The organism is Deinococcus puniceus, assembly GCF_001644565.1.
GTDB classification, from domain to species: Bacteria; Deinococcota; Deinococci; order Deinococcales; family Deinococcaceae; genus Deinococcus; species Deinococcus puniceus.
This window is the reverse complement of the sequence record NZ_CP011387.1, coordinates 1270210-1290697: the sequence shown is the minus strand read 5'-3', so window position 1 is coordinate 1290697 and position 20488 is coordinate 1270210. Positions and strand designations below refer to the sequence as shown.

The 20488-nt window shown below is 62.9% G+C and carries 15 protein-coding genes; 5 read left to right on the top strand and 10 right to left on the bottom strand.

Annotated features, from left to right (window positions below):
- The first annotated feature begins 28 nt into the window (after window positions 1-28).
- The 4 genes from SU48_RS05855 (at window position 29) to miaB (ending at window position 4356) form a co-directional block, all read left to right on the top strand.
- On the top strand, window positions 29-1246 hold the full coding sequence (locus SU48_RS05855; RefSeq protein WP_064014433.1) for an amidase: 1218 nt from the start codon (window positions 29-31) through the stop codon (window positions 1244-1246).
- 41 nt (window positions 1247-1287) lie between these two features.
- Window positions 1288-2127, top strand: a complete 840-nt coding sequence (locus SU48_RS05850) for a hypothetical protein (protein WP_064014432.1) — start codon at window positions 1288-1290, stop codon at window positions 2125-2127.
- Between the two features lie 14 nt (window positions 2128-2141).
- A complete protein-coding gene (locus SU48_RS05845) occupies window positions 2142-2552 on the top strand; it encodes a hypothetical protein (protein WP_231881697.1) in 411 nt (136 codons plus the stop codon).
- 424 nt (window positions 2553-2976) lie between these two features.
- On the top strand, window positions 2977-4356 hold the full coding sequence (gene miaB / locus SU48_RS05840; protein WP_064014430.1) for a tRNA (N6-isopentenyl adenosine(37)-C2)-methylthiotransferase MiaB: 1380 nt from the start codon (window positions 2977-2979) through the stop codon (window positions 4354-4356).
- Window positions 4357-4628: 272 nt separating this feature from the next.
- Here the strand turns inward: miaB and SU48_RS05835 are convergent, their stop codons facing one another.
- The 7 genes from SU48_RS05835 to SU48_RS05805 form a co-directional block, all read right to left on the bottom strand.
- Complete coding sequence (locus SU48_RS05835) at window positions 4629-5498, bottom strand: carbohydrate ABC transporter permease (protein WP_064014429.1); 870 nt, start codon at window positions 5496-5498, stop codon at window positions 4629-4631.
- Window positions 5498-6619 (bottom strand): carbohydrate ABC transporter permease, encoded by a 1122-nt coding sequence (locus SU48_RS05830; RefSeq protein ID WP_064015879.1) that lies wholly within the window; start codon window positions 6617-6619, stop codon window positions 5498-5500. Before SU48_RS05830 ends, SU48_RS05835 begins: the two co-directional genes overlap by 1 nt.
- A gap of 123 nt (window positions 6620-6742) precedes the next feature.
- Window positions 6743-7993, bottom strand: coding sequence for an ABC transporter substrate-binding protein (locus SU48_RS05825; RefSeq protein WP_064014428.1), 1251 nt, complete (start codon window positions 7991-7993; stop codon window positions 6743-6745).
- A 71-nt stretch (window positions 7994-8064) separates the two neighbouring features.
- A complete protein-coding gene (locus SU48_RS05820; protein WP_064014427.1) occupies window positions 8065-9519 on the bottom strand; it encodes an ROK family transcriptional regulator in 1455 nt (484 codons plus the stop codon).
- A 354-nt stretch (window positions 9520-9873) separates the two neighbouring features.
- A complete protein-coding gene (gene lysS, locus SU48_RS05815; RefSeq protein WP_064014426.1) occupies window positions 9874-11415 on the bottom strand; it encodes a lysine--tRNA ligase in 1542 nt (513 codons plus the stop codon).
- Between the two features lie 188 nt (window positions 11416-11603).
- Window positions 11604-12095 carry a GreA/GreB family elongation factor gene (locus SU48_RS05810; protein WP_064014425.1) on the bottom strand — a complete coding sequence of 164 codons (492 nt, stop codon included), beginning with the start codon at window positions 12093-12095 and terminating at the stop codon, window positions 11604-11606.
- Window positions 12096-12294: 199 nt separating this feature from the next.
- Window positions 12295-13461, bottom strand: coding sequence for an MFS transporter (locus SU48_RS05805; protein ID WP_231881696.1), 1167 nt, complete (start codon window positions 13459-13461; stop codon window positions 12295-12297).
- A gap of 137 nt (window positions 13462-13598) precedes the next feature.
- On the opposite strand from SU48_RS05805, the gene SU48_RS14105 reads away from it, so the two are divergent.
- Complete coding sequence (locus tag SU48_RS14105; RefSeq protein WP_157451092.1) at window positions 13599-13766, top strand: hypothetical protein; 168 nt, start codon at window positions 13599-13601, stop codon at window positions 13764-13766.
- A gap of 64 nt (window positions 13767-13830) precedes the next feature.
- Here SU48_RS14105 and SU48_RS05800 read toward each other — a convergent pair whose 3' ends face one another.
- The 3 genes from SU48_RS05800 to SU48_RS05790 all read right to left on the bottom strand — a co-directional run bounded on the left by SU48_RS05800 (window position 13831) and on the right by SU48_RS05790 (window position 19809).
- The gene (locus tag SU48_RS05800; protein ID WP_082869824.1) at window positions 13831-14877 is read right to left on the bottom strand and encodes a hypothetical protein; all 1047 of its coding nucleotides are present in this window, start codon (window positions 14875-14877) and stop codon (window positions 13831-13833) included.
- Window positions 14878-14997: 120 nt separating this feature from the next.
- A complete protein-coding gene (locus tag SU48_RS05795; protein WP_064014423.1) occupies window positions 14998-17283 on the bottom strand; it encodes an endonuclease MutS2 in 2286 nt (761 codons plus the stop codon).
- Between the two features lie 243 nt (window positions 17284-17526).
- Window positions 17527-19809, bottom strand: a complete 2283-nt coding sequence (locus SU48_RS05790; protein WP_064014422.1) for a RelA/SpoT family protein — start codon at window positions 19807-19809, stop codon at window positions 17527-17529.
- Window positions 19810-20488: the final 679 nt, after the last annotated feature.

The window sequence follows — 20488 nt, the reverse complement described above, 5'->3', positions numbered from 1 at the left end:
CGCGGGCGGTGGGTTGTAGGCTGTGGGCATGAGTGCTGACGGCTCCCGCCTGCCCGGTTCCCCCGACTTCTCCGACCCGCAGCGGGCTTGGGCCTACCTTCCGGCTCAGCCGAGAGAAGGGCAGGCAGGCGGGCCATTGTCGGGCCTGCGCTTCAGCGTCAAAGACCTGTACGGCGTGGAGGGCTGGCCCCTGACCGCCAGCACCCGCGCCCCTGTGCCCGCTCCGGGGAACAGCGTGCTGGTGCGCCGCCTTCTGGAGCTGGGAGCCTCGGCGGTGGGCAAAACACACCTGCATGAAATCGCGCTGGGCATCACGGGCATGAACGGCTACGGCGGCACCGAACACCCCACGTTGCCGGGGCACAGTCCGGGCGGCAGCAGCAGCGGGGCAGCGGTCAGCGTGGCACTGGCTGGGGAAAAAGGGGGGCAGGTGGATTTTGCTCTCGGCACCGATACCGGCGGCAGTATCCGTGTTCCGGCGGCGTGGTGCGGCGTGGCGGGGTTCAAGCCCAGCAAGGATCATCCCGACTATTCGCTGGCGGGCGTGCTGCCCCTCAGTCCCACTTGTGACCATGCAGGCCCACTGGCGCGGGATGTGACAACGCTGGCCCGTGTCCACACTGCCCTGACTGGAAGACAACTTGAAGCCCAAGCTTGGTCAGGCTTACGCGTGGGCTTGTGGCTGCCGGAAGGCTGGACAGACCGCCCGGTGCGGGAAGCGGTGGAGGCGTTCGCGGCAAGGTTGGAGGGTGTAGGGGCCAACCTCTCCCCCGCCGTGCTCCCCGAGATGCTGGACGCCTACACCCCCATTGTGCTGAGTGAAGCGGCACAGGTTCACCGGGAGGCGTTGCGGCAGGATGACCCCGGTTTTACCCCCTTTACGCTGGGATTGCTGCGGCAGGGGGCGGCACTTGCGGCAGCAGAGGTGGACGCTGCTCACGCCCGCCGCGCCGACCACCGAGAGCTTCTCGACGCCCTCTGGAGCAGGTTTGATGTGCTTCTGGCCCCCGCCGTGCCCACGCCGCCCCCGCTGATCGGGCAAGACACCGCAGAGTTGGAAGGCGGCCCGCTGCCCCTGCGCCGCGCCGTGCTGCGCCTGACTGCGCCGTTCAGTCTGCTGGGGGTTCCGGCGCTGGCCCTGCCCACCCAAGCTGAATATGTCGGCGTGCAACTGGTGATGGCGCGTGGGCAAGATGACCGCCTGCTGGGGTTGGGATTGGCGCTGGAAATGGGGGGGATCACCTGAAATGTCCCCCTACCCTCACCATTTCGGCATAGGCTGAGGCCATGAATCTCCGCTCTGGGTGTCTCGCTCTTGCTCTGGCCCTGTCCCCGGTTGTCGCTCCCGTTTCGGCACAGGCCGCAACTCCGCCCACGCCGACTGCATGGGGCGGATTGACCATCAAGCTGACGCGCGCGCCCATGACGGACAACAGCATGCCCGCCGCCAAACTGACGCTCAGCAACGGCACGCGCACCATTTTCACGGTTTCGGACTTCGACATCGGTGTCCAGTTGGTGCAGTTGCGGCCCGGCGGACTGCCCGAACTGGTGGTCAGCACGTTTTCGGGCGGGGCGCACTGCTGCCTCACCGCGCACATTTTTACGCAGGATACGGGCGGCGTGCAAAACATAGGGATTCTGGATGCAGGCAACTACGGCTTCCTGCCGGTCGATTTCAATAAAGACGGCACCTCCGAACTGCTGGTGGGTCTCGATTCTCTGGCTTACTACGATTATTCGTATGCCGACAGCCCCAGCTTGAATGCCGTGATCGGCTGGGACGGCATCCGGCTGGCAGACCGCACCCGCGCCTACACCTACGTGCCTGCCCAAGCCGCCGCCCGCGAACTGAAAGACCTGCAAAGCCGAATGACCGAATCCCCTGAACTGGAATACCTGAAATCCCGGATCAGCGGCTACTACGGCAACATGATCTTGGCAGGCAAAGGTGCAGAGGCCGAGCGCGTACTGGCCACGGTGCTGGCAAAATCGGCCCCGGCCAAAGCGTGGTTTGCCGCCAACCGCACGGGCCTCATCAGCGCCCTGTACGGCGAACCTGACCGCCGCCTCAAGATCGTGAACAGCCCCGTTTACCCGGTTCCTGTTCCAGACCAAGAGTTTTGAAGCAGGCGTTGTTCATGCTGCCGCTGATGCTGGCGGCCTGTGCGCCCGCTGCCCAGCCACAAACCGTGCAAGTGTTTGAAGGACAGGCCACCGTGCTGCTGCGCCCGCAACAGTACCGCCTGACTCTGACCGTGAATCCGCTGACCTACGACGCGAAGGGCGTGATGGAAAACCGCAGCAATGGAGACCGTTTTTCGGCGGCTGGCACGCTGCTGCCTACCCCGGACGGCCACCAAGAACTGACCGTGAAGCTGGATGCCAACGCTGGCCCCAGCGCCCGCTTCAGCATTCTGGGCTTCGGACTGGACGGCGTGAGCGCCAAGTCGGACGCCTTCCTGAGCGGCACGGTAAAGGGCGATGTGTTGACCGGACGCCTGCGCGTGAATGCCCTGAGTTACCCGGTAACGCTGCGGCGGGTGCGGTAAGGATCGTGGAGTGGGTAACTGAGCTTGAGGGGTGTGTGATGGGCTTGATTTTCCTTGTGGCCTACCCAAATACCGCCGCCAATTCCATGTGAGGCCGTCGTGCGTGCAACGCGCGGGCCAATTCCATTCCGGAATGAACTGGCGATTCAGCTTCAGATGAACGATTGAGCCGACTTAAAACGCGACAAGATGAATCCTCCTCAGCGGAGCGACACTCCCCATGTCCCCTTTGGGGGTAGGGGGCCGGGGGGTGGGGGAATCCAACGTGGGAACAATCCAAGACACCAACTTCCAAGCCCTCTTCAACCCAACGCCAAGGCCCCCGCCGCAATCCCTCTTACGCTAAACTGCCCCTTCCTGCCCGGCAACAGCAGGCAAATTTCGGCCCCGGAATCCCTCCGGCCAGCCCCAAGGATGTGACCCTATGAAGGCCCACCTCATTACCTACGGCTGCCAGATGAACGAGTACGACACCCATCTGGTGCAGTCCCAACTGGTTAGCTTCGGCGCACAGATCGTAGACAGCGTGGACGAAGCGGATTTCGTGCTGATCAATACTTGTGCGGTGCGCGGCAAGCCCGTAGACAAGGTTCGCAGTGTGCTGGGCACGCTCCGCAAGCTCAAGGCCGAACGCCCGCTGGTCATCGGCATGATGGGCTGCCTCGCACAACTGGAAGAAGGGCAGCAGATTGCCCGCAAATTTGAAGTTGACGTGCTGCTCGGCCCCGGTAGCCTGCTGGATATCGGCAAGGCGCTGGAGAGCAACGAGCGCTTCTGGGGTCTGCAATTTAAGGACGAACTGCACGATCATATTCCGCCGCCGCCCCAAGGCAAATTGCAGGCGCACCTGACCATCATGCGCGGCTGCGATCACCACTGCACCTACTGCATCGTGCCGACCACGCGCGGGCCGCAGGTGAGCCGTCACCCCGACCAAATTTTGCGCGAGCTGGAGATGCAACTGGCCGCAGGCGTACAGGAAGTGACCTTGCTGGGCCAGAACGTGAACGCCTACGGGGTAGACGGCGGCGCGAAACTGGCCGGGTATCCCAGCTTTGCCAACCTTTTGCGGATGGTGGGGCAAAGTGGCGTCCGGCGCATCAAATTTACGACCAGCCACCCCATGAACTTTACGGAAGACGTGGCCGCCGCGATGGCTGAAACGCCCGCCGTGTGCGAGTTCGTGCATCTGCCCGTGCAGAGTGGCAGCAACCGCGTGCTGCGGCGCATGGCCCGCGAGTACACCCGCGAGGAGTACCTGCACCACATCGCCAACATTCGCAAGCACATTCCGAACGCGGTCTTGGCCACCGACATCATCGTGGGCTTTCCCGGCGAAACCGAGGCCGACTTTGAGGACACGCTGAGCCTATACGACGAGGTGGGCTACGACAGCGCCTATATGTTCGCGTATTCGGCCCGGCCCGGCACGCCCAGCTATAAGCACTTTGAAGACCTGCCGCGTGAGCTGAAAGTGGAGCGCCTGACCCGCCTGATCGCCAAGCAAAAAGACTGGAGCGCCCGCAAAAACGCCGCCCATGTGGGCAGTATTCAGGAAGTCTTGCTGCGCGGCGACGCCTTCAGCGAGGGTTTTTTGGAAGGCCACACGCGGGGCAATCACCCGACGGTCGTGCCTAAGGTGCTGGGCATTACGGGGGCGGGCGTTCACCGAGTCCGGATCAATCAGGCCACTCCGCACATGATGTACGGCAATTTGATTGACGCCAACGGAGAAAACCTGCCCGAAGTGCCGCGCTTTGCCCCGGAAGCGGCGGCGCTGGTGAGTCCGTTGCAGATGGCGTAAGTGTTGGGTATAAGTGTCGGCTGTGGAAAGGGCAATCACTAGCGCTCACTCACCCCCTCTGCTCCGCAGCTCTGCGAGTCCCGCCTCAAGGGTGAGGGAGTTAAACCAAGCTTTGGCCCTCTCCACCTGTGGGACTGGAACAGCTCGCAGAGAGAGGGGCGCTGCGCGGGCAGCGAGGTGAGGGGGCAGTTCAGCGGCGCACCTGCCCAAGTGAAGAAGGCCAGAGCAAATAAACTCGCTCTGGCCTTCTTCATTTCAGAATCAAAATAACTTCAGCCCTTCACACTTCCGGCCAGCAGACCGCGCACGAAGTAACGGCCCAGCAGGATGTACACCAGCAGGGTGGGCAACGCGGCCAGAATCGCGCCTGCCATCGGCAGATTCCACGACACCGCTTGCCCGCCCGACAACTGGGACAGGGCGTAGGTGACGGGTTGGGCGTCGGTGTTGGTGAGCGTGGCGGCAAACAGGAATTCGTTCCAGACCTGCGTGAATTCCCAGATGATGACCACCACGAAGCCCGGAATGCTGATCGGGAAAATGACGCGTCGGTAGATTTGCCAGAAGCCCGCGCCGTCGATGGTGGCGGCTTCGACGAGGGCGTCGGGGACATCGGCGTAAAAGTTGCGGAAGATGAGGGTGGTGATGGGCAGGCCGTATACCACATGGGCCAAAATCAGGCCCCAGATTGTGCCGTACAGCCCCAGCGCCTTGATGAACTGGAACAGCGGAATCAACACGGCCTGATACGGAATGAACATGCCGAACAGCATCAGGGCGAAGACGGTATTCGCGCCCCGGAATTTCCATTTGGCGAGGGCGTACCCGTTGAGGCTGCCCAGCATGGCGGCCAGCAGCGTGGCGACGACGGCCAAGAACAGGCTGTTGCCGAGGTTGCCGCCGATTTTGGCCCACGCCTCGGAGAAACTGGCCCAGTTGAGGGCGGCGGGCCAGCGCCAAGTGGTCGCCAGATTAATGGCGTCGGGCGACTTGAGGGCGGTGGCGAACAGCAGATAAATGGGCAGCAGGAAAAACAGCGCGGCCACGACAAGGACGATGTACAGACCCGGACGCCCGATGCTTTTGCGGGGCGCGGTAGCGGGCGGTTTGGCGGTGGCCGCCGAGGGAATGGTGGTGGTCATCAGTGGCTTTCCTCGGTGCGGAATTGGGAAGACAAGTACGGCACGATGATGAAGGCCACCAAGATCAGCAAGATGGTGCCGATGGCCGCACCCAGCGCAAACTGGTTTTGGCGGAAGCTGGTGAGGTACATGTTCAGCGCAGGAACACTGGTGAAGGTGTTGTCGGGGCCAGCCATCGCGTACACGAGGTCAAAAATCTTGAGGCTGATGTGGCCCAGAATGATCATGGCGCTGAGGGTAATGGGCGACAGCAGCGGAAACACGACGCGGCGGTACATATCTATTTCGTTCGCGCCGTCCACGCGGGCGGCCTCACGCAGTTCTTCGGGAATGCCGCGTAGTCCGGCCAAATATAGCGCCATCGTGTAGCCGCTCATTTGCCACACCGCCGCGATAATGATGCCGATCAGGGCGAGGTTGAAGCCGTGCAGTTCGGGGGCGGGCAGCATCTTGAGGTTGGGCGCGATGAAGATGGCCCACAGCAGCAGCACGGCGGCGCTGGCCGCAGCCACCAACATCCGGGTGCGCTGGCCGCTGGCATAGGCGCGGTAAGCCACAACGCCCATCACAATCGCCACCACGACAGCCGTGATGATCGGCAGCAGATTCCAGTCGAATTTCCAGATGGAATCGGTGGAGCTGAGCCACCCGAAGGTGCTGGCGGGTGCGCCCACCGCCGTCGGGAATTGGTTCACGCCGCCCTGCGGTTGCAGCATCCAGCGCCAAATGGTGCCCGTCACGATAAAGCTGAGGCTCATAGGGAACAGGAAAATGGTGCGCCACAGCGCCTCACCCTTAGGATTGCGGTCTAGTGCCAGCGCCAGGCCGAGGCCGAGGCCCAAGCAGCCCAGAATGAAAAACACGGTGAAGAAGACCGTGCTGACCATCTCTTGGCGGAAGCGGCCTTGCAGGAATCCGGAGAATAATTCCTGATAGTTGGCGAGGCCCACCCAACGAATGATGGGTTCGAGGGCCAGCGCTTGCGCCGGATCGTTGCCCCAGTCGGTGAAACTGACGTACACGGTACGCCCGATAAACCCGTAGACGAAAATGGCCAGCAGGATAAGACTGGGGGTCAGGACGGCGATGGCCCAGAGGCGGTCTTTGGTCAGGCCTTTCAAGATGGGGCCTCCTTGGGAACGTGGAAAAACAGCGGTGGCAACGTGTTTTGGAATCATAGGGAAGGGGGTGGAGCTGAACCGTGAACACCACGATCCACGCTCCACCCCCCACCTTCAGGTCTGTTACTTGCCGAATCCGGCCCGCACGGCCAACTGCTGGGCAGCGGCGGCGGCTCCAGCACTGTTGCGGCTGGCGGCGTACTGGTCGATGATGGCTCCGAAGGCGCTCATGAAGCTCTCGGGGGCGACGGCTCCGTGCGCCATGCTGCCGACGATCTTGCTGTTCTTCCAGTCGGTGGCGGCGCTTCTGGAATAGGTGTTGTACTTGCTCAAATCGCTGTCGATGCGGGCGGCGATGCTGCCTTTCAGGGGGTTGAAGGCGTCTTGTCCGGCCTTGCTGCCCAGCACTTTCAGCCAGTTCACGGCTTCGGCGCGGTTCTTGGCACCCTTGGGCAATCCGAAGGAATCGGCCAGCATCACGAAGACTTTGCTGGTTCCGGGGGCGGTGGCCCAGCCGAAGCCCGTGCCGGGGGCCAGTTTCTTGGTGGTGGTGAAGTATCCGGCGGCCCAGTCACCCATGATGTTGAACGCACTCGTGCCGTCGACGATGCGGTCACTGGCCTGCTGCCAGCTCAGGCCGCTGGCGTCCTTGTTGGCGCAGTCCATGACCTTGCCGAAGGTGGTGAAGGCTCCGACGACGCGGGCATCGGTGAACTTGATCTTGCCGCTGAACAGGTCTTGCCAACCCTGAGCGCCCAGCGTGCCGATCATGACGTTTTCCCAGAGGTGCTGCTGCGTCCAGTTTTCGCCCATGACCAGCGGTGCGGCTACGCCCTTGGCCTTCAGGGTGGCGCAGGTGGTGATGAATTCGGGCCACGTTTTGGGCACGGTCACGCCCCACTGCTTCAGCTTGGCGGGGTTGTACCACATCACGTTGCTGCGGTGAACGTTGACGGGCACGCTCCAAATACCGCCTTTGCTGGAAATCAGGGCCGTCAGGTCTTTGGGGAAGGCCTTGTCCCAGCCCTCGGACTTGAACAGGGCGCTCAGGTCTTCCATGCGGTTGGCGACCACCCAAGTCCCGATCAATTCTTGTCCGGCGTGCGCCTGAAAGGAGTCGGGGGGCGTGCCGCCCAGCATGCGGGTCTTCAGCACGGCTTTGGCGTTGGTGCCTGCGCCGCCCGACACGGTGGCGTTGTCTACGGCCACGGCGGGGTACTTCTGCTTGTACAGCTTCACGAGGGCTTCGAGTGCGGGGCCTTCATCGCCCGACCACCACGAGAAGATTTCCAGTTTGCCCGCGGCAGAGGCGGACGTGGTGACGGCGAGGGCGGCGGCGACGAGCAGGGCGTTCTTCAAAGAAACTTTACGCATGGACATTCCTCCAACAGGAAAAGAAAGGGCGCAGGAGACGGAACGGTTCGGCTGGGCTAGATCGGGCGGCGTCAGACCTGACCGGGTGGAGCGCGGGACACGGGCTGCGCGTCTGCCCGAACTTCTGGCGGGGCGCGGCTCGCGGCGGCGGGAACAGTGACCGCAGAAGTGGGAACTTGAAGACTGGCCGCTTGAGGACTGGGGACTGGAGAACTGGCAGTGGGCGCAGTCAGGGCCGAAGGCGCGGCGGCTTGAGCCGGAGCATGAGCCGCGTTCTGGGCCGCCGTATAGGCGGAAATGGCGTACAGGTGGCGCAACCCCTGCGGCGTAAACAGGTGATCGAGCAGCATCGCCCCGGCCCCCAACACGCCCGCCTCGCTGCCCAGCGTGCTGAGTTCGATACGGGTGCGCTCGGCATTGATCCGCATGGTGCGGCTCAGGGCGCTGCGCTGCACGGCGTTCAGGAACACGTCTCCGGCCTGAGACAGCCGCCCGCCGATGACCACCGCTTCGGGGTTGAACAGGTTGAGTGCGGTACTGACCGCCACGCCCAGATGATGCCCGCAGTCTTCCCACACGGCGCGGGCCAATGGGTCGGTGTTGGCGTGGGCCAGCAGATCGGACAGCGTGGCAGGATCGGGCAGGGTGGTGGGCACTCCCTCCGCCCGCAATCTGGCCGCCAAGGCCACCACCACTCGGGCAGCGGCGTAGCTTTCAAGGTCACCGTGACTTTCGGAAAGGCTGCTTCCAGTCTGCTGCGACCCCTGCTCGTTGATACTGATGTGCCCGATTTCGCCCGCCCCGCCGCGCACGCCCCGGTGCAAGCGCCCACCGAGCAGCACGCCCGCGCCGATGCCGGTGGCGACTTTCACGTAAATCAGGTCTACGGCTCCCCGGTGCGCCCCGAAACGGGCTTCGGCCAGTGCGCCCAGGTTGGCGTCGTTGTCGACCTGTACGCCCACACCCAACGTGCCCTCCAGTCTGGCCCGCACATTTTCGCCGTCCCAGCCGTGCATATTGGGGGGCTGCACCATCTGGCCGGTACTCTGGTCTACTGGGCCGGGCACGCCCACACCCGCCAAGGCCACAGCGGCGCGAGTAATTCCGGCGTCGCCCAGCACGGCGGCACTCAGGCTCGCCAGCAGCGCACAGGTGGCCGCAGGGCCGAGGCCGATATCGTGCGGCACTTGCCGGGTGGCCAGTGTGCGGCAGCGCAGATCCAGCAAGTCTACGCGGGCGTGGCTTTTGCCGAGGTCTATGGCCAGCAGGCAGGCGGCCCGGTCGTTCAGGGCCAGAAGCGTCGCCCGCCGCCCCGCCGTTCCTGACCCGCGTGTGCCCACTTCCTGCACCAGCCCCACCGCCATCAGCTCGCTGACCATAGAACTGATCGCGCTGCGCGACAGGCCCAGTTCGCGGGCAATGTCGACCCGTGCCCGCTCGCCCTGCCACAGCAGCCCCAGCAGCAGCAACGTGTGCTGTGCGCGGATGGCCGCAAGGTCAAGGGTGGCGTGAACAGGTTCAGACATGGGAACACTCCGTGAGCCGATAGAACAAGGACACGCACCGCAGGCAAGGCGGCAGGGCGGGAAACGAACAGCAGCAGGGCTGAACTCAGCCAGAGCAGGGGCAAGGTGCGGGGTGCGCTCTGCCGGATGCAGAAGCGGATGAATCTGGAATGAAGCTATCTTGCATCTTCAATATTTTGTTTGTCAAATGAACGAATTAATTAAACCGGTTACAGATGGAGCGTAACCGGTTACGGCGGCAAGCATGAAGATGGGCCGCCCGTCATTAGGGGAGCAAACGCCCATTCATGGAAAATGACCGGGCGTTTGCTCCCGGCCAAAGTCCAATGGAGATGGATTGCGAGTTTGAGCCAGTTATTCCTGTGCCCCCTCAAGTTGCCCGGCCCCGCCCCCCATCTCTGGCCGCAGCAGCGGAAACAGCAACACGTCGCGGATAGAGTCGCGATCTGTGAGCAGCATAGTCAGGCGGTCTATGCCCATGCCCATGCCCGCAGTCGGCGGCATGCCGTATTCCAGCGCCAGCAAGAAGTCCTCGTCCTGCTCGTGGGCTTCGTCGTCGCCCGCGTCGCGGCGGGCGGTCTGGGCCTCGAAGCGGGCGCGTTGATCAAGGGCGTCGTTCAGTTCCGAGTAGATCGGGGCCAACTCGAACCCGGCCACATACAGGTCGGCACGTTCGGCCAAACCGGGGCGCTCGCGGTGGGCCTTCACCAGCGGGCTAATAACAAGCGGCATATTGGTCAGGAACGTGGGGTTGATCAGGCCCGGTTCCACGTACTCGCCGCCCAATTTATCCAGCAACTTGTAATCCGGCACTTTGCGGAATTCCGGGTGCTTGGCGTCGCTCCATTCGCGCAATTTCACCAAATCCAGCGGATCGAAGTCGAGGCTCGCCGCTTCGGTCAGTGCGGTCACGAAGTCGAGGCGCTTGAACGGCAGGCTGAAATCTACGGTTTTGCCCTGATACTCGATGACGGGTGTGCCGCGAAGCTCCATGACGAGGCCGTGAAGCATGGTTTCCACCAGTTTCATCATGTCTTCGTAGTCGCCATAAGCAAAGTAGGCTTCCAACATCGTGAATTCGGGGTTGTGGGTGCGGTCTATGCCCTCGTTGCGGTAATTGCGCCCAATTTCATACACGCGCTCGAAGCCGCCGACCAGCAGCCGCTTCAGGTACAGTTCGAGGCTGATCCGCATAGAAAACTCGTGACCGAGTGCGTTGTGGAAGGTCTTAAATGGCTTGGCCTCGGTGCCGCCCGCGACCACTTGCAGGGTCGGCCCTTCCACTTCCATAAAGTTCTGATCGTCCAGAAAATGCCGGATGGCCCGCACGATGCGCGAGCGGGTGCGGTACACTTCTCGGCTTTCCGGGTTGATCATCAGGTCGACGTAACGGCGGCGGGCACGCAGTTCTTCGTCTTGCAGGCCGTAAAACTTGCTGGGAAGCGGATGCAGGCTCTTCACCAGCGGTTGCCAAGCTCGGGCGTCCAGCGTCACCTGCCCGGTTTTGGTCACGAAGGGAAAGCCGCGCACGCCGATAATGTCGCCCAGATCGATCTTTTTGGTGGCGGCAAATTCTTCTGTAGTTTTCTTGCCGAAATAGACTTGCAACGTGCCGCTTTCATCCTGCACATCGGCAAACGCCGCCCCGCCCATGTGCCGGAACTGCATCACACGGCCCGCCAAGCTGTAGGTTTCGTCCTCCCACTTCTGGCCCACGTCGCCGGAAGGGTGAGCCTTCAGCACATCGGCGGCGTGGTGCGTTTGCGGGTAGCTGTAAGGAAAGGCCTCGAAACCCGCTTCGCGCAGGGCATCAAGGTTGTTCAGGCGGCTGATGGTCTGTTCGTGCAGGCCGTCGCGACGGGGAGGAAGGGGTTCAGGAGTGGACAATTCCGACATAACCGTGAGTATAGGGCGGGGGCCGCAATCAGGCAGGCCAAAAGAACACAGGCCAGAGGCTTGAGCACGGCGCTCTCCTCTGGCCTGTGGCTGGATGTGGCGGAAGCTAGGACTGGGTGTAGAGGGTCAAGCAGTTCTTATCCCTCTAGACTCTTCGACCCTTTTCCCACGTCCTACACCCCAAAACTTCAGTACTCGATAGTCTTCACCTTGTATTTCATCTGCTTGCCGTTGTCCAGATTCACCACGAAGGCGTCGCCCTTCTTGCGGCCCATCAGTTCCTTTCCTACCGGGCTGTCTTCGCTGATGCGGGGCAGGCTACCGCCCAGTACAGCGGCTTCGGGGGCGCTGACCACCTGCACGCGCATCTCTTTTTTGGTGGCGTCGATGATCAGCGTGACCAGTGCGCCGAGTTCCACGCGGCCTTCGTTTTCATGCTCTGCGATGATGGTGGCGCGGCTCAGCGTGTCTTCAAGTTCGTCAATCCGCGCCTCGATGTTCATCTTCTCGCGCTTGGCGTCTTCCAGGCCGGTGTCTTCGTTGTCGGCGCTGGTTTCCATCTGCTCTTGCAAGATTCGCGTGGCTTCTGCAAGGCGGTTTTGCTCTTGCAGCAGGGTCTTCTGAAGGCGCTCGAACCCCTCGGGGGTCAGTCTGATCTGCTTGGTTGCCTGTGACGTCACTCTTGCCTCCGGTTGCGCCGTGGTGCTTCCCGCTACAAAACGCCTGCATGCACAGGCCTGTTCAGGGTGTCAGGGAAAAATCACGGCAGGAATGGATGGGGGATAAACTTGCCCCGGTGCGGGGTCTTACAGGTTGACTGGGATTCCGGGCGCATTCTGTCATATGCGCGGCGTTCAGGCAAAGGTGGGGGGTCAGGAGCTAGATTTTGCTGCCATCCACAGCCGGGGGCCGCAGCCGAGTCAGGCGGGCCGTGGCCGCCACCAACGCCACGAGTACCGCGCCCAACACCGCCAAGGCCGCAGGCACCGCCGCCGGGCCACTGCGCGAGTACAGCACGCCCAGCAAAATCGGCATCAGAATGCCGCCCGCCGAACCCGCCACCAGCAGGAACGGAATCAGGCGGGCGGGCAGAGTATGGGTCATCCACGCGAGGGTGGTGCCAAAAATAGGGCCGAGGGCGAGGCCCGCCAACAGGTAGGCGAAGGGAGCCAGCGGGGTGAGACTGGCCGCCAGCGCACAGACGGCCACCAGCACGGCACTGACCAGCACCAGCCGGGGCGGAGACACCCGCGCTCCGACTGCGCCCGTGATGACGCGCCCCAGCGTCAGGCCCGCCCAGAATCCGCTGAGGATAAAAGCCGAATTCGCCAGCCCGACGCCGTCCAGATGCCGCGCCAGCCACGCGCCGAAGCCTGCTTCTAGGCCTACGTAAGCCGCGATTAGGGCCGCGAACAGCCCGAACTGCACCCCCGGACGCGCCGCGACGGCCTGTGCCGGAGCCGCCTGCATGGCAGGCACGCCCCACAGCCGCACCAGCCCCAGTGTCAGGGCCGAGAGTGCGGCCACCACCAAGAACGGCAGCGCCAAACTGCGCGGAGCCAACCCGGCCACCACCAACGGCGCGGCAATACTGCCCAGCCCGAACACGGCATTCACCAGATTCACGGCGCGGGTGCCCACGCTGGCGTAAGCAGCGTTCAGGGCCGCACTGACCGTGCCGAGGCCCAATCCGCCCACCAGCGCCCCCGCCAGAGCCAGATTCCAGAGCGGCGCAAAGGCCACCAAGCCCACCCCGGCGGCCAGAATCAGCAGGCCGAACACCACCACGCGGCGCAGGCTGAAGCGCGTCAGGGCCACGCCTGTCAGCGGCGGTGCGAGGGCCGATCCCAAAAAATGCACGGAGGCAATCCAGCCCACCGCCGCCGTGCCGACATCAAACCGGGTCTGAAAAAAAGCGAAGGCAGGGCCGTACATGGCCTGAATGACGCCCAGAGTAAAAAATGCCGCCGCCCCCGCACCCAGCAGAGGCAGCGACAAACGCACCGATTTGGCGGCTCCGGGCAGGGCAGATTCAGGCACACTCACGGCTGGGAAGCGTATCACGCAGGCCCAGAGTGGGCATGAAACATTGTGGATGCTGGGAACAGCCGCACGAAGGAAAAACCGGTTGCATAAAGGAAATCCTGCGTGCGCGGCCCCCCGACTCTCCCCTACCCTGCCGTATGACTCAGGAACCCACAGACCGCCAACATCGCCAAGCCGACGAGCAGGCCCAGCAGCATCCCGAAGGCAACGTGTTGCAATCTACCGACATGCCCAAACAGGGCGTCTTCGTGGACAACGGCGAACCCAGCACGCAACCGCCGGAAGCTGAAGCCGAGCAGGAATGACGTGAAAGCCCGCCTGTTCTGCTGTGCGGGCTTTCATTCACCGAGAAGAAGTCAAGAAGTGGCTTTACTTGCCCATGACCACCAGCGCGTACAGCATTTGGCTGGCGCTGCCGTCTTTGGCTGGCCCCCACTGGTAGCCGATGCTGGGGCCGATCAGGAAGGGTAAGGCTTTGATGTTCAGCAGCACGTCGTTGCGGAGGTAGGTGTAATCGCTCGTCCAGTTGCGGGTTCCGCGCACCCGCAGCGCCCCCAACCCAAATTCGGGCGTGCCGGGAATGCGGTAGGTGATCGTGGCGTTAGACTCTTCATGGCGGACAAGGTTGAGGCTAGGCAAAGCCACTTCGCCGCCTGCAAAACGCTCTAGATGCGATAAGTTGAGGGTCACGCCTGCCACCGGACGATATTCCAACGAGGGCGTCACATCTAGACTCCACTGCGCCTTGTCATTCAGCGGAAAGGTGTACAGGCGGGCAGTGCTGTCTAAACGCCAGTTGAACTGCTGGCCGATAGGCTCGCCGTACCCGCCGTTGACTTGGGAGAAAGTGTAGGGCGTGGCCGTCGCCCGCGTAATGGCGACGGACTGCTCGTCTCTGGTTTCAGTGGTGGTCACAGAATCGAGGCTGAAAGCCACCAGATTCAGAATACGAATACGGTCTTGCCAAGCACTCGAAGCGTAACCGACATTAAAGCGGGCACTGGAATCACGGGATGCGAGTTGCGACTGCTGGATAGACGCGCCGTACTGAATGCCCTTGAACGGGTCGTGCGTGACTTCCAGTTTAGCGATTCCGGCGGCAGCATCACCGTTGTTGACGATTCCGGCCAAGAGTGTGGTGTCTTTGATGCGTGTGCTGATGTTGTATTCCCAGTACTTGTTGTGCTTGACCAACACCACGCGCAGGTCTTGCACAGTCGGCAGCGGGAAGGCGCGGACGCCGAACGCATTGACTTTGGTCACTTCACCGCCAAAATCGACGACTCCTTCTGTGCCACCCAAGCGGCCCAAGTATCCGGCGGGAAACTGAAAGCGGAAGGGTTCGGGGGCCGTGGATTGGGCTTGACTGGGGGCAACTGCGGCCAGAGCCAAGGCAGCAAAGCCTGCTTTGATCAAGAAACTCTTGCTTAGAGAAGAGAAATGGGGCACTCCGGCATGCTGCCTGTTTTCAAGATGAACTACGTGATCGGGCTTACACAGAAACCGGACTTTACTGCTTCAGACACTGGGGGAGCTTCAGCGTTTTACGTTCACAATGGTCACGCCGTGCCCGCCCTGATTGGTCTCGGCGTCATGGAAGGATTCCACACGCTTGTCGTTTTTCAGGTACTCGCGCAGCAGGCGGCGCAACACGCCTTGACCCTTGCCGTGAACCACCCGCAGCGGACTTTCCTTGAGGGCGTGCGCCTCCAGAATCGCGGTTCTGAGTTCTTCCACCGCTTCTTCAACACCCATGCCGCGCAATTGCAGCTCGTTCTGGAAGGTGCTTTTGGTGGTTCCTACGAACACGCGGGGCGCTTTGACTTTGGCCTCCTGCTTCACGCGCACGTCACGGCGCTTGACGCCTACCTTCATCACGCCGAGCTGCACCACGAGGTCGTCTCCGCGCAGTTCCAGCACTTGCCCGGTGGCGTTGTAGGCGGGCACATCTACGTTGCTGCCCACCCGGATCGGGTCGCCGCGTTCCTCGCGGGGGGCGGGCGGTGCGGGGCGGGCCTTTTGGGCGGCGGTACGCAGGTCGCGGAGTTCCTGCATCACGCGGGGGCGGGCCACGTCTTCCTGGGCGCGGGCACGCAGGGTTCGCACGCGCTCTATGGCATCGGCATACAGGGTTTCGGCCTTCTGCGCGGCTTCGGCCAGCATCTCGTTGCGCCGCTGCTCCAGCGTTTCTCTTTCCTGCCGCACGCGGGCCAGTTCGGTTTCAGTGTCACGGCGAGCCGACACGGCGGCGGCCAACTGCTCCGACAGGTCGGCCCGCTCGTGTTCCAGCCCTTCCAGCATGCGTTCCATCAGGCCCGCGTTGGGGCCAAGCAAGGTTTCGGCCCGCACCAGCACGTCTTCGGGCAGGCCCATGCGGCGGGCAATTGCCAGCGCGTAGCTGCGTCCGGGCTGCCCGACTTGCAGGTGGTAGGTGGGCGCGAGGGTCGCCAGATCAAAGCCCATGCTGGCGTTCCGTAGCCCCGGCGTTTCCAGCGCAAACTGCTTGAGGGGCGACAGGTGAGAGGTGATGATGCCCCGCGCATTTTGCCCCAGCAATTGCTCGATCAGCGCCTGAGAGAGTGCCGCGCCCTCGTCTGGGTCGGTGCCGCTGCCCAACTCGTCGATGAGCACCAGCGTATCGGGGGCCGCATGCCGCAGCACGAAGCGCAGGTGCTTGAGGTGACTGGCGAAGGTAGACAGGCTGGCCTCGATGCTCTGTTCGTCGCCAATGTCTACCAAAACGTCGCGCACGACGGGGAGTTTGGCACTCGCCGCTGCCACGTACATGCCGCACTGGTGCATCAGGACGGCCAGCCCCAGCGTTTTGAGGGTGGCCGTCTTGCCGCCCATGTTCGGCCCGGTAATCAGCAGCAGCTTGATGTCTCCGAGGCGAATATCGTTGGGCACAGGATGTTCGATCAGGGGATGCCGGGCCTCGCGCAGGTCGTAGGCATTGTCGGTCACGGGTTCGGGGCGGTTCAGTCGCCAGTCACGGGCCAGCCGAGCTTTAGCGGCGATCAGGTCGAGCGTACCGATGGTGGAGAGCGTCAGCGGCACGTCGGGATCGGCGGCCAGCAGGCCCGACAATTCGGTCAGAATCCGGCGCACTTCAGCCTCTTCATCGAGGATCAGGCGGGCCAGTTCGTTGTTCAGCGGCGTCACGGTGGCAGGTTCTACAAAATAGGTCTGCCCGGTGGCCGAGGCATCCACGATGATGCCCTGCACCTGCCCCACGCGGCTGGCCTGCACGGGTAGCACGTAGCGGTCACGGCGAATGGTCACGATATTTTCCTGCAACACGTCGGCCCAGCGTTCCAGCGTGGCCGAGAGCTTTTCCCGAATCCGGCTCCGCAGCGGCTCTATGCGTTTGCGGAGGTCGCGCAGGCGGGGGCTGGCGTCGTCGCGCACCTGTCCGTCACGGTCTAGTGCGCCCAGCACGCGCCGTACCAGTTCGCTGTGGTCGGCCAGCCCGTGTGCCACTTCCCGCAGTGGCCCACGTGAATTGGCCCCGATGGCCCGCTTGACGGTCATTGCCCCGTCCAGCGAATAGGCCGCCGTGAGCAGGTCGCTGCCCGATAAGACCCGGCCCTCTATGGCCCGCCCGTGCAGGTCGCGGATGTCCTGAATCCCGCCGAGGCTCAAGCTCACGCCGAACATGGCGTCTTCGACTTCGTTCAGTTCGCGGGCAATCCGGCCCCCATCCGCCGAAGGCTCTAGCGCCTGCGCCCGCTCCACCCCCAACGAGGTGGCGCTGCGTTCGGCCAAAGCTTGGCGGATACGGGGAAAATCGAGGGCAGACAGGGCGCGGGCATCGAACGACATCGCCTGTGAGCATAACAAGGTGGTGGGGTTGGAATCGTGCGCCGTGTGGCTTAGGGAAAGTTGGGGAATGGGAAGTGTTGGCTGATTTGGAAGGCGAACCCCCCCGTTGCTGGCGCAACGCCCCCCCTTAGACTTGCAAAGCTCCGCAGGAGAGGTGGGGGCAAAAGCTCTTGCGCTCCCCTTGAGGGGGGCTGGCTGCGAAGCAGACTGGGGGGTTCACCCAGAAACTAGGACTCCATTCCCCTAAGCGCTCATCCCATTTTTCCGCGTCCCAGTCTTCCCCCGGCCCGCCCGCACGATGTCTTGCACGCCCTGCACGCGCAAAATGGCTGTGCGTACCAACTCTAGGTCGGCATTACCCGTGACGGCCATTCGCAAGTGAATATGCGCGGTGTTGTCGGCATTCACCCCCGCCTCGATTTTCATGGGGCTGCGTTTTTCGGCGCTCAGGACGCCCAAAATGTCGGCCAGCAGGCCCGGACGATCCGGCGCGATCACGTCCAAATCCACAATCGTGCCGCCCGGTGTGCCCGCGTCCCAACTCGCAGCGATGCAGCGTTCGGGTTCGTCCTTCAGCAACCGGATCATGTTGGGACAGTCGATCCGGTGAACGCTGACGCCCCGGCCCCGCGTGAGGTAGCCCATGATCTGATCGCCGCGAATGGGATTGCAGCACTGAGACAACTTGCTGGAGGTGGTCAGGCCCTCCACAAAGACGCCGCCGGGTTCGGGCGTGCGGGGCGTGACCGGGCCGCGTTTGCTGGGGCCAGCCGGGGCCTGCTCCAGCGCCAGACTGGGAGACAGGATACGGGCCACCACGCTGGGCGTCAGTTTGCCGGAATGGAGCGCAAAATAAAGATCGTCGGGATTGCGCGTGCCCATCAGCTTATGGGCGGCGTCTTCCAGCAGTTGCGTTCTCATCAGTTGGCGCACCGCCAGTTGCCGTTTCCGCAGGTACCGCTCCAGCAGATCATGCCCATGCTTCAGTGCCTCGTCGCGCTCCTGCGTGCGGAAATGGTGGCGGATTTTGGAGCGGGCACTGCGCGTAATCGTGAAGTTCAGCCAATCGCGGCTGGGGTGGCCATTCTTGCTGGTCACGATCTGCACCATGTCGCCGTTGCCCAGCTTATGAGACAGCGGCACAATGGAGCCGTTGACCCGCGCCCCCACCGTCGTTTCCCCGATGCGAGTGTGAATGTGATAGGCGAAATCCACGGCAGTGCTGCCCACCGGCAAACTGATCGCCAACCCTTTGGGCGTAAACACCCGCACGCGCTGGCTCAGGATGTCGGTTTTCACGGCGTCCATGTAGTCGCTGGCGTCGTTGATCTCGTTTTGTAGCTCGCGGAGTTGGGTAATCCAGTTCTCACGGTCACGCTGCGCCAACTGTGCGCCCTGCTTGTACATCCAGTGCGCCGCCACGCCGTATTCGGCCACCTCATGCATCCGCAAGCTGCGAATCTGCACCTCTATGGGCTGCCCGCCCTGCGTAATCACGGTGGTATGCAGGCTCTGGTAGCCGTTGGGCTTAGACACCGCGATGTAGTCCTTGAAGCGCCCCGGCAACGGCGTCCACATAGAATGCACGATAGACACCGTGTGGTAGCAGATGCGTTTCTCGCGGGTTTCCTCGGCCCGTTCGCGGCGCTTTTCGTCGGTTCCCGGCGGCACGATCAGGTCTTTGGGCTTCAGGATCACGCGGATCGCCAGCAGATCGAAAATCTGTTCCAGCGCCTTGCCCTCTTTCTGCATCTTGTTGTGAATGCTCCAGAGATGCTTGCTGCGGCCCGAAATATCGATGTCGCTGACCCATTCCGGCAGTTCCAGATCATCGATCAGGGCTTCCTGAAGTTGCGCCACCGCGCCCTGAATCAGCGCGTCCCGTTCTTCCTGCTTGGTTCTCAGGCGGGTCTGCAGGTACTCGTAGGCGTCGGGTTGCAGGTAACGGAAACTGAGGTCTTCCAGTTCCCACTTGATCTGTCCGATGCCCAGGCGGTGGGCCAGCGGCGCGAAAATCTCCATCGTTTCGCGGGCAATCCGCTGCTGCTTTTCGGGCTTCATGCTGCCCAGCGTCCTCATGTTGTGCAGGCGGTCGGCCAGCTTCACCACGATGATCCGGATATCGGCAGTCATGGCGATCAGCATCTGGCGCAGATTTTCGGCCTGCATATCGCGTCCGGCGTCCTTCACCTCGGCCACCTGACTGCCCTGCTTGCTCAGTTTGCTGACCTTGGTTTCGCCCTCCACAATTCGCCGGACGTCAGGGCCAAACTCCGCTTCAATCAGCTCAAACGTAATGCCGTCTACATCCTCAACAGTGTCGTGCAGCAGGCCCGCCATCAGGCTGTCGGTGTCCATGCCCAGCCGCGCCAGAATGACGGCCACCGCCACCGGGTGCGTGATGTACGGCTCGCCGCTCTTGCGGTTCACGCCGTCGTGGGCGTCGCGGGCAAAGATGTAGGCCTTTTCTACCCGCTCCTGTTCGGCCTGTGGGCGTTCGGAAATCAGCACCCGCAGTTCGGCCATGCCGTGATCGTCAGCGCGGGCATCTTCTCCTGCGGCGGAGACGGACGGCGCGCCAAGGCTGGCTTCTGGCCCGGACAGGGGAAGATCAGAGGGCACATCGGACGGGTTGCTGTTTGACGGGCCGGACACGCGGGGCAGCATAGCGCGGCGGTGGGCCGGACACGGAGAGCCACGTCACCGGAAGGTCAGGTCATGCCCCCAGCTCCCCCACTGCACAGCCCCACTCCCCAATCCCACCACACAGCAAAAGCGCCTACCCGCAAGTAAGCGCCCTGAGTTCAGTTTGGGTTAACCACGGAGAGAAGTGAGGGAGATGATCCTCAGCGGCGTTCGCGGACGCGCACGGGAATCGGGACGGGTTGCAGCTGACGGGGAGGCTGGACAGCGCCCTTCAGCGTTTCGCGCAACCAATCGATGAACTCGCGTAAGCCCTTCACCCCCCCAGTTTAAGCCCCGTTTTGTGGAACAAATGCGGGCAAGCTGACCGTGGCTTTACATTCGGTGGGGGAAGGGTTGGGGAGTGCCCATCCGGCCGAAGGGTGCTGGCCAAGGCGGGTGGGCCAAGCGGCGAGAAAGACCGACTGGCACACGCACAGGCCGCCTTAGTCAGCGTGAGAGATTTCGACTGCTCAGAGATCAAGGCCGCATGAATGCCCCCAACAAGGTGAGGACGGCGGCG

What these genes read in the sequence shown, in the direction of transcription:
- SU48_RS05855 (WP_064014433.1), top strand. Translation starts at nt 29, where the DNA reads ATGAGTGCTGACGGCTCCCGCCTGCCCGGTTCCCCCGACTTCTCCGAC.
- SU48_RS05850 (WP_064014432.1), top strand. Translation starts at nt 1,288, where the DNA reads ATGAATCTCCGCTCTGGGTGTCTCGCTCTTGCTCTGGCCCTGTCCCCG.
- SU48_RS05845 (WP_231881697.1), top strand. Translation starts at nt 2,142, where the DNA reads ATGCTGCCGCTGATGCTGGCGGCCTGTGCGCCCGCTGCCCAGCCACAA.
- miaB (WP_064014430.1), top strand. Translation starts at nt 2,977, where the DNA reads ATGAAGGCCCACCTCATTACCTACGGCTGCCAGATGAACGAGTACGAC.
- SU48_RS05835 (WP_064014429.1), bottom strand. Translation starts at nt 5,498, where the DNA reads ATGACCACCACCATTCCCTCGGCGGCCACCGCCAAACCGCCCGCTACC.
- SU48_RS05825 (WP_064014428.1), bottom strand. Translation starts at nt 7,993, where the DNA reads ATGCGTAAAGTTTCTTTGAAGAACGCCCTGCTCGTCGCCGCCGCCCTC.
- SU48_RS05820 (WP_064014427.1), bottom strand. Translation starts at nt 9,519, where the DNA reads ATGTCTGAACCTGTTCACGCCACCCTTGACCTTGCGGCCATCCGCGCA.
- lysS (WP_064014426.1), bottom strand. Translation starts at nt 11,415, where the DNA reads ATGTCGGAATTGTCCACTCCTGAACCCCTTCCTCCCCGTCGCGACGGC.
- SU48_RS14105 (WP_157451092.1), top strand. Translation starts at nt 13,599, where the DNA reads ATGACTCAGGAACCCACAGACCGCCAACATCGCCAAGCCGACGAGCAG.
- SU48_RS05795 (WP_064014423.1), bottom strand. Translation starts at nt 17,283, where the DNA reads ATGTCGTTCGATGCCCGCGCCCTGTCTGCCCTCGATTTTCCCCGTATC.
- SU48_RS05790 (WP_064014422.1), bottom strand. Translation starts at nt 19,809, where the DNA reads ATGGCCGAACTGCGGGTGCTGATTTCCGAACGCCCACAGGCCGAACAG.